Here is a 15,390-nt window from a genome sequence, read left to right on the forward strand (position 1 = left end):
ATGATCATTTCGCGGCAGTTAAGGGCTTTTATGAGTCATGCGCCGCTGGACTCCGCGACAAGTCGGCAGGAAACAAAAACCAGTTGAGCTAGGACTCGGGTGCGTCCGCCATGGCCCGCCCACGGACTTTCGAGACATGCGCTGCCATCATCTCCGAAGCAAGTGTTGCATCCCCGCTCAATAGGGCATCAAAGATTGCCTGGTGCTCAGAAATTGCGTGATCCGCATCCGTAATGCCAATTCCGCCGAACAAACGAAACCGTTGGACTTGGCCACCCAGAGCGTTATATGCAGCAAGCATGAACGGATTACCGGCATTTTCGGCAATCAAACGATGAAAAAGCTCGTCTGCATCAAAATAGTCTCTAAATTCAGCAAACGAGGGGCCTCTTTGGGCGGTTGCTAAATTATGAATGGATCGCTCAAGGGCCGCCAGGGTCTCCGGCGTCATCCGCTCACAGGCAAGTCTGGTGGTGACGGGCTCAATGGCAAGCCTGGCTTCCATCAATTGAGCAAAATCCTCAGAGGAGAACAGCGGCGCCACCCTGTACCCCTTCAACGCCACACGACGGACCAACCCGGTGTGCTCCAACCGAGCCAAGGCTTCCCGCACAGGAGTGGGCGAAACCTCCAGCTCCCTGGCCGTCCCGTCAATGCTCACTGAGGCGCCGGGTTCCAGCCGCCCATCCATGAGTGATTCCAAAATTTCATCATAAACATGGTCCGCCAACACTTGGCGGTTGATGGCATGGGATCCGGGCAAAGGCTTCATGGTGTTAAATCCTATAGGATTCTCAATTGGTTGATGGCTGTGGCGATCATTACCGAACATACACTATGGATACCTCTTCTGAATTACCACCAGCGGGTAACGGCTGCCGTCGACGCGCGCAGTAAAAAAATGGCTTGGAGTCGTGGAAGCGTGAAAGAATGAGATCGAATAATTATGACTACCAGCACAGCATCTCACAGCACAGCGCATCAGGACGAGGAACCGGAACGGCCACCTTCTGATGCCAAACACACACGCCAGATTCCTGACGTTCCCCGCAGGTTCTTTTTCCTGACCATGGGCGCGGCCGCCGTAACTACCGCTTTTCAAACCAACATTGCCGTTGATACCAAGCTCACCGAGCGCACGCAATACCGGATCACAACACCGCAGAATGCGGAGAATAAATCTGCCGCATTGAAGTTTCCCGGTAAGACTTGGTATCTACTTGGCGGCTTTCGGGTCAGTTACCGTGACTCTGGCCGCAAATTAGAGGCCCTACAATCGGCAATGAACCGCCGGGCCTCAGCGTCCTACATCGGCTACTCCAACGAGGGCATCGACATTGCCCAGCTGTTCATCGCCATTCAACGCGATGTCTTTGAACGGAAAATCAACACTGTCTACTTTTACGGAGATAGTTTTGGTGGGATGGCCGCAGTGGTTTTGGCATCTCTGCTGACACAAACGGGCATCCGTGTGAAGCTGATTGTGATGGGCTCCAGCCCCAGCAACGTTTCAGACACACTGGACCCCGGCAGCGAGTACATCTCACTGGCCGGCCAGGTTGTCCCCTACCTTGGTTTGCTTGGCCGGTTGGGCGCAGGGATCTGGGGCGGGTTAGCCAATCCCAACGGCCAGGGCATGTACCAGGCCGCTCGCAGTGGAATTTCCAGCTCCCTTGACCCCAACAACAATTCACTGATCCTGAGCACAACCCAAGCCACATTTTTGCAGGCATTCCCGCGGCAGTACGACGGCGGAGTGCCCGCCAGTACCGGGATCGGTCTCATTTACGACCCCAAAGACTTTATTGTCAATGCATCTTCAGCGATTCGTGGCTGGGAGGCGCTTTTGGAGAAGAATCCGCATTTTGTCTACGACGTTCCACACACAGGTCACGCCAGTCCTGAGATCCACCCTGAGATCTACCGCACAGCGCTCACAGTGGTCCTTGATGAGCTAGATCCGCCACCAGTGACATCCAAGCCTGTTCAGCCGATCTTCTAGAGAACCGTAGTTTCAAAGTTGCCGCTGCGTCAGAGTCGCTGCGTTTGTGCCAACAGTTCTTCAAAAGGCAGCGTGGACATAGTGGCCATTATCTGCTGAGCGCGCCTGTCCTTGTGGCTGGAAGCATCCACAAGGTCCTGCTCTGCCTGACCTGAGTCACCGGAAGTGGACGCACCAGCATTGGTGCCATCCGTCGTCGTACCTTGTGAGCTCTCGGAAGAAGTCAGACGAGCCGCAAGAACGGCGGCAAGCTCACCGGCGCCTTTTCCAATACGATGCTCCAGGGGGTTGGTTCCGGAGCCGCCCCAGTCCTCCGGCGAGGCGTAAACGGCCGTGGCCATGGTGTTCGCGCGCAGGTAGCTAAAGAGCGGACGGATTGCCATCTCCAGCACCAGCGAGTGGCGCGGGGAACCGCCTGTGGCGCCAAATAGCACAGGCATACTATCAATAAATTTTGGATCAAGGACGTCAAAGAACGACTTAAACAAACCTGAATACGAGGCACTGAAAGTTGGCGTAACAGCGATCATGGCATCCGCGGCCCCAACCCGTTCAATGACGGTGGCCAGCGCTGGACCGGCATATCCGGTGACCATATTGTTGGCAATATCCACGGCATACTCACGCAGGTCGATCACATCCAGGACAGCGCCGATTCCCCTAGCGGACAGGCGTGCTAAAACTTCGGCACCCATTTGATCTGCGAGCATTCGAGTGGTCGATGGAACGCCAAGACCGGCTGAAACCACAACAACTTTTTGCTGCACAACTACCCCTTTGAAACACGCCAACCGTTCATGCATCTGCATCTGCTGGATTCAACGGCAGTGCCCCGGCTGTTATTCCCAACCGGGGCACGGCGTGTCAGTCAGGTTCGGCGCGTCAGTCGCCGAGGTTGGCCAGGTGCTCCGGGCGCAGCAGCTCATTGAGTTGTTCCGCGGTAAGCAATTTGTGCTCCAGAACCAGCTCGGCAACACCGCGCCCGGATGCAAGCGCTTCCAAAGCGATTTTGGTCGACGCTGCGTAACCCAAAACCGGGTTGAGGGCTGTGACAAGGCCAATTGAGTGCTCAACCTGTGCACGCAACTTGTCCTCATGAGCTGTAATGCCGCTGATGCACTTGTCAGCCAGCGTGGTGCAAGCAGCTTCCAGGTGACGCATGCTCTTGACCAGGCTGTGCACAATGATGGGCTCAAACGCGTTCAACTGAAGCTGCCCACCCTCGGCAGCCATGGTGATGGTGACATCGTTACCAATCACCTCGTAAGCAACCTGGTTCACAACTTCTGGAATCACGGGATTGACCTTGCCCGGCATAATCGAGGATCCCGCCTGCACTGCAGGTAGCGTGATCTCACCGAAGCCAGCACGGGGGCCAGAGGACAGCAGACGAAGGTCGTTGCAGATTTTGGATAATTTCACGGCCACGCGCTTGAGTACTCCCGACAGGTGCACAAACGCACCAACATCTTGGGTGGCCTCGATCAGGTCAACGGAGGTTGTCAATGGCAGCCCGGAGATTTCTACCAGATGGCGGCAAGCCAGTTCCGAATAGCCCAGGGGTGCGTTCAGCCCTGTGCCGATCGCAGTGGCGCCGAGGTTGATTTCATGGACAAGCAGCGTTGATTCGGCGAGGCGTGCGCGGTCCTCCCCCATAGTGACCGCGTAAGTGTTGAACTCTTGGCCAAGTGTCATGGGTACCGCGTCCTGCAGCTGGGTGCGGCCCATCTTGACAACTGTCCGGAATTCAACTGCCTTGGCTGCGAAGGCATCACACAAATATTCCATGGCACCCACCAGCGACTTTGCCGCGAAAATCGTGGCCACGTTAACGGCAGTTGGGTAGACATCGTTGGTGGACTGGCTCAGATTTACATGGTCGTTCGGGTGCAGGTGCTGGTAATCGCCTTTTTGGTGGCCGAGGATTTCCAAAGCACGGTTGGCAATGACCTCATTGGCGTTCATGTTCGACGACGTTCCGGCCCCGCCTTGGATAACGTCCACCACGAAGTGCTCGTGTAAGTTCCCGGCGATGATCTCCTGGCACGCTTGAATAATGGCGCCAGCACGCACATCATCAAGCAAACCCAGCTCGTGGTTGGCTTGGGCGGCGGCCTGCTTGACCATGGCAAGTCCATTGACAAGTTGGGTGTTGTTGCTGAGTGGAATACCTGTGATGGGGAAATTTTCCACCGCCCGCAAAGTGTGTACACCCCAGTAGGCGTCTACGGGGATGTCCCGGTCACCAATCAGATCGTGCTCACGGCGGTAGGCCACTGTTGGGGCGATGGGATTACTAACAATTGTTTGAGTCATGATTCTCCTAGGTGCGGGCGAGCTTCGTTGCGCCTTATAAAAGTGGATGAAAATATGTGTGTTTGTGTCTGGTGTTAGCCGGTCAGCGGCAATCCGCGCAGTTCCCCGACCTGCCGTCCGCCCCCGTAGACGGGAAGTTCGTTGAACGCGCTCAACAATGCAGGGTCCACACCCAATGCCACCAAGGCTGGGACTGCAGCTGGCATCCGGGCGCGATCACCGCCGTCGGCAATCTTCAGAGCTACTGCGCTTCCATCAGCGAGGGCTATGAGTTGGATACCTTCGAATCCATCTTTTGCCAGCAGTCCGGGCACGGCCAGCATGAGGGCAGTGACGTCACGGCCGCGTCCGGCAACCATGTCAGGGTGTGCACGCATGGCGTCAGCAACTCTGCGTTCGGGTGTGCCGGGAGCCGCCGTGACCAAACCGCTAAAGGCCCGGGCCATCCCTGTCAGGGACAAACCAAACACTTCCGTGCCACAGCCATCGGTGCTGATGGCAGTGATTTTCTCCCCTGTCAGCTCAGCCACCGTGCTCCGGATGAGGGCCGCTAGGGGATGGTCAGGATGTAGGTATGTCTCCAACGGCCAGCCGTTCGTCCTACATGTAGCCAGGAGTGCGGCGTGTTTGCCGGAGCAGTTTTGCGCCAGTTGGGTGGGCTTGGCTCCTACGCGCAGCCATTGCTCTCTTTCAGCCACGCCATAAGGCAGGTCGCAGGAATTGCGCAGGTTTTCAGGTGACAGCCCAGCGTTGGCCAAGATCGTGGCGGCGCTCTCTTGATGCTGCGCGGAACCGGAATGGCTTGCGGCTGCCAGAGCCAGCTGACCTGTTGGCAATTCCAGTCCAGCCCGGAGCATGGCTACGGCCATCAAGGGTTTGAGCGCGGACCTGGGGTACATGCGCGCGGTGGGATCTCCAAGCGAAACCAGGCTCACGCCGTCGGGCCCCACAGCCGTTAGCGACCCATAGTGGACGCTCTCAACAAGCTCGCCGCGGGTTTGCACGGCGAGGGGGGTGTGGGCGGGATGTTTGTTGTGGTTCATGCGTGTTCTACTCCCATGATGGTGCTCAGCGCTGAGTGCGCCGCTGAAAGGTGGTCCGCCATAGCTTGGCCTGCTGCAGCGCTGTTGCCGCTGTCTATGGCGTCCACGATGGCCCGGTGTTCGAGGTCGGATTGGTGGGCTCTGCCGGTGATCAGGTTGATAGTTTCGGACGCCATGGCCATGGCCTCGCGGATGTCATTGACCACGCGCTCGAAGACGTCATTGCCGCTGGCCATGGCAATCGCGGCGTGGAAGTTCGAGTCAAGACGAACCCATGCTTCGGGATCTTCTTCCTCAGCCATCGCCTCCACAATGCCGCGCATCTCGGCGAGCTGGTGCTCTGTCCGGCGCGAGGCAGCCAGCTCAGCGGCTGGCACTTCAATGTGGGGGCGGGCCTCAACAAGGCTGCTGGCCGAGAACTTACCCAGCACCAGATCGCGTGAGGCCTGGCTGGCAATAACAAAAGTTCCTTTGCCAGTTTGCGTCGCTGTCAGTCCCAACGCCGTGCAGGAGCGCAGCGCCTCCCGGATCACAGAGCGGCTGACCCCATATTGGGCTGCGAGCGCAGCTTCGGAGCTGAGCTTGGCGCCGACCGGTAACGCCCCGTCCTCGATGGCGGTGCGGAGGGCTTTGAAAACTGCTTCGGCGGCGCTGACGCGTACGATTTGTGACTGCGCTGCTGTCCAGCTGTCTGACAGGTTCATACTGAGGACTCTGCCACCATGTACGGCACGTGTCAAAAACACTCACAAGTGGCTACCCACTCGGTGAGGTAATGCCGGGGTGTCTCTCCCCGCGGAGTGAGCGAGCGTCGCAGGAAACACCACGTGGAGTGACCGAGCGTGGGTGGGCTACCGCAGGCTGAACTGGTATTGCCCCGGAACCTCTTCGCCAGGACATACCCGCTGCCAGAGTTCCGCAATTGAGTTATCGCCTTCACGCAGGTCAGCCACCTCTATCCCGGCCCGCAGAATGGCAGCAGCCTGGCCGCTCTCCCCCACATCAGCAAGCGCCTGAGCCTGCAAGAGCTCCACCCTGCCCAACGAGGCAAAGGCTTCTGGGCCATTTTCCAACAGATCCAGCGCCATCTGTGGGGCGCCATTCTCCACTGCCAGCGTCATTGCCTCAATCAGCAGCGCCCGGGTGCCGTAAGTAGTGGAACAAGCAAGTTCCAAGTGATGCAAGCCCTCCTTCACCTCCCCCGCGGCCAAGAGAGCCAACCCCTTTCCACGCAAGGCCAGTTCCCGGCTTCTCTCACTCAGCGGCGCCCCTGCTCCAACAATCCCGTCCCCGCCAGTGCCCGCCTCACCAGCATCGCTCCCACCAAGAGCCCTGTCGTACAAACCAACAACAACAGCTAGGTCCGCTGCCCTGCTGGATGCTCGCGCATGAACCATGACGGCATGGTGAAAGGCAGCCTCAGCGCTAAGGTTGCGTCCTGCTGTGAGTAGATCCTCCCAATCAAGACCCCGAACAAATGACACCGCCCCACCGAAGGGCTGACTGGGTGCTTCCGCAGCGGAGGCTTCAAAAGGTTTTTCAACAATGCCTTCATTGGCGCGGAGAAGCTCAAGCCATGGGCTCTGGTCAGTGGTGAGCGTTTCTGCGCCAAAGGGCGTTCCACTCTCATCCACCCACTCCATATCGCTGTGTTGGCGACGTCCGCTCTCCAAAGCACCCCAGCCGCTGCCAGCCACCAGCAATTCGGTAGGGGGCAGATCAGCCCAGCGTCCGGCGTCGGACAGGGCATCAGCAATGCCCTGCCGTGGAACCAGCGTCTCCACGCGCTGCGCCCCATGAGTGAGCGCACTATCCCACGCCCCGGCGGCGAGCGCGGGATCCAGCGCCGCGTTACCGTAGGCCTCAACCCATTGCCAGCTCGCCCCGGCAGGCATGGGCACGTGCTCAAGTTGGGTCTGCGCCAGGCCCGATTGAATCTCCGCATAGCGTCGAGGTTCTCCGTCATTAGAGGGGCTCAACCATTCCTGCCAACGGTGTCCACCCGTACTCTCCCCCCACATGAACAACTTCCGGCCCCGCAATTGCTCGCTAGAGACCATGGCCAGCCCGTCGCCGTCAGCATCTGCGGCAAGCTCCCAGCGGCGTTCTTGCGGCTCAATATCGAAGAAGAAGTCAGCGGCCTGGCCGTTATTGACGGGCCACGTAACATCCACGCCCTCTACGTTTGTGGGGTCAATACGGCTCATGGCCCCGTCATAATTGGAGAGGAAAGCCTGCTTTGCGGGGGCAAGCACCCGGGTACCGGGGGTCTGCGGCACGGCCGCATTGCTCCACCAATACATGGGGACAGTCTTCTCATTGGGATTACGGATACGCACCGCAGTGAACAGCACCTTCGACTCGACAGGCAACCACGCATCAATTTGAAACACCACTTCCCGCAACCGGTCAAACTCCCACATTCGGAGCACTTCCTGGCCCTCCGGGGTCCGCACAATGGCTGTGTGCAGCGGCGAACAGGTACTTGGCGAGTGTCCTCGTGTGCCAATGTTCCACTCGATCCCGCCGGCAAACCACGCGTTGCGCAGCGCCAGATTGGCGAACTGAACGCGGTCCGAGGTGTGCAGCAAGTCCTTGCCACTGGCCTTATCCTTTAGTTCCCAGAGCCGTCCACCCAGCCCGGGCAGGAAAGTCGCCTTAATGTGCGCATTTTCAAGTACGACGGCGGTCAGGTCTGTTGCGCTTGTCTCTCGCGTGTAGTTCTCCTGCATGGAATAGGGATAGAGGTTATTCACCCTTCCCCACCGCACCCCGGCCAAAATTTCTTCCGGAACACCCTCACCCACTGTGTACGGAGGTGCCAGCAGAGGCTGTACGGATGGCAGTGCGGACTCTTCAACCAGTTCTGCCAGCTCGAGGGTCCGCGTGGTGACGGTTAGCGTGGAGGAGGACTTCATAGGGCTTCCAATCAGCAATTTTGTGGCGCAGGTCCCGGCGGCGGCTTGCCAGGGCTCTTGATGCGAGCCTATCCGACGGCGCAGCAGCCACGATGTGTGGTGGCATTATGTGTCTACACTAGCGATCCCACCGGGTGGTTACGCCGTAGAGCTTTCTCCGGCGTGGGTGTCTTCTCTGCAGCCATTAGCTAGCCACCGCTTTGCTCCGCGCTATCTAGCTGTCCACCAATGCACTCTCCAGATCCGGGTATTGCCAGGTAAATCCGGCATCTTGGAGCTTCTTCGCCGCAACCCAGCGACTCTTCAAAACAAGTTCAGTCTCCGTCCGGATCAGGACGGCGCCAAGCTTGAGTAACCATGCCGGCGTCGGTACTCCAAACGGCATTCTATGTTTACCCTGGACAGCCGCCATCAGCTCCGAATTGCTGATGACTTGTGGGGCCGCAATATTGACGGGACCGGTTATCTCCCGGTTGTTGTGCAGAAATATGACGGCACGGAATAGGTCTTGCACATGAACCCAGCTAAATTTCTGCCCACCGTCTCCCATACGGCCGCCCAATCCCCAACGGGCGAGGTTATTGATGGGGCGCATGGCCCCTCCCTCGGGTCCCAGGACTATGGTCATGCGCAATGGAATCTTCCGTGTTCCGCTGACATCCGCTAATGCAAGCGTTTCTTCCCAGCCCCGCGCCACCTCAACGGAGAACCCGGCGCCAAATTCGCCGTCGTACTCATCTTGGGGCTTATCCCGAGCGTCTCGATAGATGGTGCCCGTGCTGGCGTTAAACCAGTCCAGGGGAGGGTGGAGGCAGGAAGCAACCGCTCGTCCCAGCTCCGCGGTGGTATCTAGGCGCGAGCGCATAATTTCAGCCTTGTTCACGGCAGAGTAACGGCAAGAAACTGACTTGCCGGCCAGGTTGATCAGCAACTGGGCACCCTCAAGTTCAGCGCTGATGGCAGCTGTGTCACCCCACACGGCATCACCTGACCTACCCAAGGTGCGGACCCGCCACCCCGCCGCGGCAAACTGACGATAGAAATGTTTGCCAATGAACCCCGAAGCCCCTGCGATAACGACAGTTTTCATGATTGCACCCTCACCTTGAGCGTCAGAGCCTCTTCGATCATGGGTTTGACCACGGGCAGTCGCGAAAGGGCCACGAGTTTGGCGATCAGTGGCGCGCCTCCATCAATCAGTATCCGGGTGCGGCGCTGATTCTCGGAGCTGTCATAAACCCAAAAAAACACCACACCCATGTAGACAAGCCAGAGGAGTTCCGGCAGTTGAGGTCGCAGGAAGTGCGGAACTTTGGTGCCCTTGATGACTTCACGGAAGATTCCCACGGCTTCCTCTCTCGCTTCGGTTGATGCCCCACCAAAAGGGTTGAGGACCGATTGCGGTGGTAGCGCGCTACTCATGAAGGCACCACCGAAGCCGTGGTAGGGGGTCATCGCATCTATTCCTGCGTTCAGGGCCGCCTTGAGCCTGTCGCCGAAACCATTGACGTGCTCCAAAGCTACCGACGCTGCCATACCCTGCTCTGCTACCGACTCGCGGTACAACTCCAAAACCAGCTCATCCTTTGAAGAGAAGTAATAGTAGGCACTGCCTACGGAAATACCCGCTTCCTCGGCGATGGCCCGCATCGTTGTCTTAGAGAACCCTTTGCTGCGAAACATGCCAAGGGCCGTATCCAACACCAAAGCCTTGGTTTGTGCACTCTTACTATCCATAACCCACTCCCCAGTTTTTGAACGTGTTCAATTATAAGTAAAGCACTCTTTTTGAACACGTTCAATTCTTCTGTGGGATAGCTCGGGCTCTTGCCGCGCCCGGAAAGCTCTGCGCCGGTGCTTCTACGGACAGAGCACACTCAAGCTCAGGCCCTTGAGCTGCCCTTACTTGCCCTTACTTGCCCTTACTTGCCCTTACTTGCCCTTAGGGTCAGGCTATCCACGGGGTAAATGAACTCATCTATGATCTACTGACAACTATTGCCGATTTTCATAATTCGAGCCTGACCTCGCGTCGGGCTCTCACGTTAAGTAGCTCATCGAACACACTGAACACGCCACGACAGTTTTGTCTTGACACCGATTGGGGTTTTGAAGCGACATGGAAAAGCACGTCATAGCGAACAATATCGACACAGCTAAGCGTCAAAGACCTCTCCGGCGTCGACTTGTGATCGCTGGGGGAACCCTAGTCGCCGCCGTCGCTCTGACAGCAATCGTCGCCGCCATCACCCCCTGGCCATCAGTGATGGTCATCCGCACGGTTTTCGAGAAGGGCGCCGCGTCCACCGTCGCCGAGATGGAACCACACGTTTCCGATACGAAGCTCGCCGAGTACCGAGATATCGCTTATGCCCCACCCACCGGCTCGCTCCCTCAATCAGATACAACCCTCGACGTCTACACTCCAGCTGGTGGCACCAAAAAGTTGACCACAATAGTCTGGGTACACGGTGGTGCATGGATTTCAGGGCAGAAGGAAAACATTGAACCCTACTTACGTATCCTCGCGGCCCAGGGGTACACGACTATCGGCGTCAACTACACCACCGCACCGGAAGCCGTCTATCCAACGGCACTCACGCAACTGAACACTGCACTGCGTTATATTAGCGAGCACGCCCCTGAATGGAACGGTGATCCAAACCGGATTGTGCTGGCAGGTGACTCCGCAGGCAGCCAACTGGCCAGTCAGCTCGCCATCCTCACTACCAACCCCCGCTACGCGCACCTTTCGGGCATGACACCTGGGCTCAAAGAAGAACAAGTTGTGGGGGCCATCCTCAACTGCGGCGTTTATGACATGCCAGCCATGTCCGCGCTCAACGGTATCGAAGCATGGGGGCTACAGGTCTCACTCTGGGCGTACGCGGGAACGAAGGACTGGTCATCTCGATCAACTGGCTCCCTAATGTCTACGATCGACTTCGTCAATGCTGACTTTCCGCCGACGTACATTAGCGGGGGTAACGGTGACGCCCTCACTTGGTCACAATCAATCCCCTTTGCGCAAGCACTTGAGGACTCTGGAGTGTCGGTGACTCGGCTCTTCTGGCCTGCAAACCACGAACCAAAGCTTCCTCACGAGTACCAGTTCCACCTTGATCTCAACGAGGCAAACGTGGCACTGGCTGACACGATCAAATACCTGCAAGCGCTCGATTCAGAGTCCACACAGAGCAGCACGAAGCCTTCTTAAGGGCCCTTCCTGGAACAGGACACCCTGTCCGTGGTGCACTCAGGCAGGGTTTGCAGCTGCGATCACCAAAGGAATCTCCTGCCCATCCCAGCTGAGTTTCAAGGTGGTGTCGCTGTGCAGTACTCCCGCAGTGTTCAGCTCTCGTAAAACAACCAAATTCAGCACTCCAGCCGGAATAGTTGTCACGGAGTTGGACGTCTGCGGAGCACCAATCTGCAACTCGGGAACTTCAGTTTCCGGCGCACCAGTCCTACTAAGCAGGGCTGTGGGGGCCACGTGCTTAAGCCCATCATTAACCACTAAATTCTCACTAGCGGCAGGTTTGCCAACCAGCAACGCCGCAGCGAGTTCATGCACGTAAACAGGGTCGGCAGTGGCGTCGTACACCCAGCGAGCGCCCAGCACCGAGTGCTCCATAGTTGTTATGAGGTACTTCTCAGCGCCAGCCAAGGGTGCGCCACGGTAAGTCAGCGGCACTTGGTAGATCCGCCCACCAACGCCCACCACATGAGTCTCAATGCCAACCTCACCGGCCGGATCATCAAAGCGAAAAGCCGCCAGCCGCCTTAGCTCCGTTGCATCCTGAATAAACCATGGCTGGGTAGGCAGCCACTGACTCAAAAGTTCGGACTTTGACGGGCTGAGTTCAGCATCATAAAGAGTAGCCATGCCACCAGCATAGATGCCTCTCCCACGAGAACATTCTGAGTCGACTTAAATGAAGTACGACGCCGTGAGGTCACCTTCTGAACGAAGGTGACCTCACGGCGTCGTACTTAGTGAGCGAGCGTCAGGAAAAACCAGACGTGAAGTGAGCGAGCGTTGGCTAGATGTCCAGGTGCGTGGGGCCGAACATCTTCAACAGCACATCAACCACCACAACGTTTGGACCCTCAGCGGCGAAGGCGGCCTTAAGCGCCTCCCCCACGTGTTCGGCCTTCACACGCTGGGCGGGAACACCGAAGGCCTCCGCCACTTTCACAAAGTCCGGCCGCGCCAATTCAGTGTGCGTGGCTTTACCAAAGGTGTCGATCATGTATTCACGCAGGATGCCGTAGCCGCCGTCGTCAACAATGAGCCATGTGACAGGGGCATTGTGCTGCTTGGCCGTAGCCAGTTCCGAGATGGAATACATGGAGGAACCATCCCCGGCAACTGCCAGTACACGGGAAGGCTTGCCCGCGCTCTCCAGCCCCAGCGCGCCACCAATAGCGGCCGGGAAGCCGTAGCCCAACCCACCAGCACCTTGGGCGGAGTGGAATTCTCCATCCTTGGAATCCCAGCAGCTCCAACCCCAATAAGCTGAGATGGTCATGTCCCAGAAGGTCTGCATCTCGGCAGGGACAGCTTCGCGAATGTCGGCCATGAACTTGCGCTCCAGACCCAGATCCTGCTCATCAAGACGACCCTGGACCTTGGCAAGAGTCGCCGTCACAATGTTCTGCGGAGTTTCCCCGTGCCACTGTGCCTTCTCCCCATGAGGTTCAGTCAGGGCCTCATCCAGCGCCCTCAGCGCCTGACCGGCGTCAGCACGGATGCCCAAGGCCGGGCGGTTGGATTCAAGCACGCGAGGCTCAGCATCGATCTGAATGATGCGCCCGCGCGGCTCCATGGTGAAGTAGTTACTGGAAACCTCACCCATGGATGACCCAATAACAACAAGCACATCTGCATCTTCAAGTACTTCGGTAACGTACCGATCTTCCATCCACGACTGCAGCGAAAGCTCATGGTTCCACGGGAACGCGCCATTGCCGCCCGGGGTGCACACCACAGGTGCGTTGAGCTTTTCGGCAATAGCGAGCAGCTCTTTTTGGGCATGGCCGCGACGCACGCCACCACCTGCAACAATGACGGGACGCTCAGCGGCGGAAAGCCACTTCACTGCTTCCCGGACCAGCTCAACTCGAGGCGGGTTATCGAAAGGTTCCGCCAAAGCATCCTCAACAGCCGGCACAAAGATGGGGTCCAACAACACGTTTTGGGGTACTTCAATCCAGACCGGGCCCTGCGGGGAGGAAACTGCTTCCGTCCACGCATCCTGAATGGCAGAAGGGATTCCTGAGGCATGCTGGATCAGTCGCTGGCTCTTGGTCACATTGGCCGCGGAGGCTTTTTGGTCATCGAGCTGATGAAGCATGCCCTTGCGGCGGGCCCCCAAACCCTCAAGCGGGATCTGGCTGGCCACAACAATCATAGGCACGCCTGTGGCATACGCTTCCTGCAAGCCGGCAAGGGCAGTCAAGGCCCCGGGGCCTGTGGACAGGAACAATACGCCCACCTCGCCGGTGGCCCGGGAGTAGCCATCGGCGGAAAACGCTGAATTGTTCTCCACGCGGGAAGAGACAAAGTGCAGGGGTGAACGGCCCAAGGCATCAAAGAGGCCCAGTGCATGCTGGCCCGGGATGCCAAAGACGGTTTTGGCGCCCAAGGCAGTGAGTGTTTCAACAACCAGGTCTCCACCGTTGCGCTGAATTTCTGTAGTCTGCGTTGACTCGTTTAGCTGGTCAGTCATTTGGTACCGCCTTCGGTGGTAGTAGATCCAAAGCCGGCTGTGCGGCGTCGTTTTTCGGCGTCAAGGGCTTGGGCGGCATAACCGTTGGGAGTGCCGAACCGGTCTCCTGCAACGTGGTTATCTGCCATCAACGTCACGAGTTCAAAGCCCACGTGGCTGGCAGCGATTCCGGTAATTTCGGCGTGGTCATAGGCTGGGGCCACTTCCACAATGTCAGCACCTACCAGATTCATGCCGCGGAACCCGCGGATGATCTCGATCAGTTCGCGGCTGCTGATGCCGCCGGCCTCTGGCGTACCGGTACCGGGGGCGTGTGCGGGATCAAGCACATCAATGTCCACCGAAATGTACAGGGGGCGCTTGCCGATGCGGTCACGGATTTTGGCCACTGTCTCGAGGACGCCTTGGTAATAGACGTCGGCTGCTGTGACGATGCCGAAACCGAAACGGTGATCGTCATCCAAATCCTTCTTACCGTAGAGTGGTCCGCGGGTTCCCACGTGGGAAATAGCTTCGGTGTCCAGGACGCCTTCTTCAACGGCCCGACGGAACGGGGTTCCGTGAGTGTATTCGGCACCAAAGTACGTATCCCAGGTGTCCAAGTGGGCGTCAAAGTGCAGCATGGCAACTGGCTCGCCGGCTCGTTCGGCAGCCGCACGCAGCAGGGGTAGGGAGATGGTGTGGTCGCCACCGATGGTGAAAAGCTTGGCGCCGTCAGCGGTCAAATCCAGCGCATTCTGCTGGATGGTTTCAATCGCTTCATTGATATTGAAGGGGTTCACGGCCATGTCACCGGCGTCGGCAACCTGGCAGTTTTCAAACGGCGAAACGTCCCAGGCCGGGTTGTACGGGCGCAGCAGGCGTGAAGCCTCCCGCACGTGGTTGGCACCAAACCGGGCGCCGGGCCGGTATGAAACACCACTATCAAAGGGGACACCCACAACAGCGATATCGGTTTTTGTGACCTGGTCAAGTCTGGGGAGGCGGGCGTAGGTGGCGGCGCCTGCGTAGCGCGGGATCTGGGAGGAATCTATGGGACCCAGATTGCCATTGGCCTCGATACGGAGCTCTTTCATGGATGTCCTCGTTTCTGTGACATTAGATGTGCGTCACATCAGTGCAGTTGTCAACCATCGTACAACTGATGTTGCCTAATGTGAACCAAATGTTTCATCTCAGATACATTTTTTGGGCACCTTTTTTTGGGGACTTCAGGGTGTTTTAGCATTTTTGAAAGATGATTGCACAGATTGCCGGTAATCGTGGGCGCATCAGCTCTATTTGCGAACGTGGAACAGGTAAAGGACACCTCTGCTGGACGGGTGAACGATCACAGATATAGCCTAAAAATTATCCCAGGGAGAGGATGTGTTTGTGCT

13 protein-coding genes are annotated in these 15,390 nt (G+C 57.8%); 2 read left to right on the top strand and 11 right to left on the bottom strand.

The window, feature by feature from the left end:
* Positions 1–88: 88 nt before the first annotated feature.
* Complete coding sequence (locus QMG40_RS09130; protein ID WP_283530723.1) at positions 89–772, bottom strand: GntR family transcriptional regulator; 684 nt, start codon at positions 770–772, stop codon at positions 89–91.
* A 174-nt stretch (positions 773–946) separates the two neighbouring features.
* Here QMG40_RS09130 and QMG40_RS09135 point away from each other — a divergent pair, with 174 nt between their 5' ends.
* Entirely contained in the window at positions 947–2,002 is a 1,056-nt protein-coding gene (locus QMG40_RS09135; protein ID WP_283530724.1) for an alpha/beta hydrolase, read from the top strand.
* Between the two features lie 29 nt (positions 2,003–2,031).
* On the opposite strand, the gene QMG40_RS09140 is transcribed toward QMG40_RS09135, so the two are convergent.
* The 7 genes from QMG40_RS09140 to QMG40_RS09170 all read right to left on the bottom strand — a co-directional run bounded on the left by QMG40_RS09140 (position 2,032) and on the right by QMG40_RS09170 (position 10,016).
* Positions 2,032–2,769 carry an FMN reductase gene (locus tag QMG40_RS09140; protein WP_283530725.1) on the bottom strand — a complete coding sequence of 246 codons (738 nt, stop codon included), beginning with the start codon at positions 2,767–2,769 and terminating at the stop codon, positions 2,032–2,034.
* A gap of 115 nt (positions 2,770–2,884) precedes the next feature.
* Positions 2,885–4,318 carry an aspartate ammonia-lyase gene (locus QMG40_RS09145; RefSeq protein WP_283530726.1) on the bottom strand — a complete coding sequence of 478 codons (1,434 nt, stop codon included), beginning with the start codon at positions 4,316–4,318 and terminating at the stop codon, positions 2,885–2,887.
* A gap of 74 nt (positions 4,319–4,392) precedes the next feature.
* Entirely contained in the window at positions 4,393–5,361 is a 969-nt protein-coding gene (locus tag QMG40_RS09150) for an asparaginase (RefSeq protein ID WP_283530727.1), read from the bottom strand.
* Positions 5,358–6,065 (bottom strand): FadR/GntR family transcriptional regulator, encoded by a 708-nt coding sequence (locus QMG40_RS09155; protein WP_283530728.1) that lies wholly within the window; start codon positions 6,063–6,065, stop codon positions 5,358–5,360. Before QMG40_RS09155 ends, QMG40_RS09150 begins: the two co-directional genes overlap by 4 nt.
* A 147-nt stretch (positions 6,066–6,212) precedes the next feature.
* A complete protein-coding gene (locus tag QMG40_RS09160) occupies positions 6,213–8,279 on the bottom strand; it encodes a DUF5107 domain-containing protein (protein WP_283530729.1) in 2,067 nt (688 codons plus the stop codon).
* 214 nt (positions 8,280–8,493) lie between these two features.
* Positions 8,494–9,369 carry a TIGR01777 family oxidoreductase gene (locus QMG40_RS09165; RefSeq protein ID WP_283530730.1) on the bottom strand — a complete coding sequence of 292 codons (876 nt, stop codon included), beginning with the start codon at positions 9,367–9,369 and terminating at the stop codon, positions 8,494–8,496.
* Positions 9,366–10,016 (bottom strand): TetR/AcrR family transcriptional regulator, encoded by a 651-nt coding sequence (locus QMG40_RS09170; protein ID WP_283530731.1) that lies wholly within the window; start codon positions 10,014–10,016, stop codon positions 9,366–9,368. Before QMG40_RS09170 ends, QMG40_RS09165 begins: the two co-directional genes overlap by 4 nt.
* A gap of 382 nt (positions 10,017–10,398) precedes the next feature.
* Here QMG40_RS09170 and QMG40_RS09175 point away from each other — a divergent pair, with 382 nt between their 5' ends.
* Positions 10,399–11,496 carry an alpha/beta hydrolase gene (locus QMG40_RS09175; protein ID WP_283530732.1) on the top strand — a complete coding sequence of 366 codons (1,098 nt, stop codon included), beginning with the start codon at positions 10,399–10,401 and terminating at the stop codon, positions 11,494–11,496.
* 39 nt (positions 11,497–11,535) lie between these two features.
* Here the strand turns inward: QMG40_RS09175 and QMG40_RS09180 are convergent, their stop codons facing one another.
* From QMG40_RS09180 to speB, 3 genes are all read right to left on the bottom strand, one after another.
* A complete protein-coding gene (locus tag QMG40_RS09180; RefSeq protein WP_283530733.1) occupies positions 11,536–12,165 on the bottom strand; it encodes a CG0192-related protein in 630 nt (209 codons plus the stop codon).
* A 157-nt stretch (positions 12,166–12,322) separates the two neighbouring features.
* Positions 12,323–14,011 (bottom strand): thiamine pyrophosphate-binding protein, encoded by a 1,689-nt coding sequence (locus QMG40_RS09185; protein WP_283530734.1) that lies wholly within the window; start codon positions 14,009–14,011, stop codon positions 12,323–12,325.
* The gene (gene speB / locus QMG40_RS09190; RefSeq protein WP_283530735.1) at positions 14,008–15,087 is read right to left on the bottom strand and encodes an agmatinase; all 1,080 of its coding nucleotides are present in this window, start codon (positions 15,085–15,087) and stop codon (positions 14,008–14,010) included. The genes QMG40_RS09185 and speB overlap by 4 nt, the downstream gene beginning before the upstream one ends.
* Positions 15,088–15,390 lie beyond the last annotated feature (303 nt).

The organism is Arthrobacter antibioticus (assembly GCF_030063205.1).
GTDB lineage: Bacteria > Actinomycetota > Actinomycetes > Actinomycetales > Micrococcaceae > Specibacter.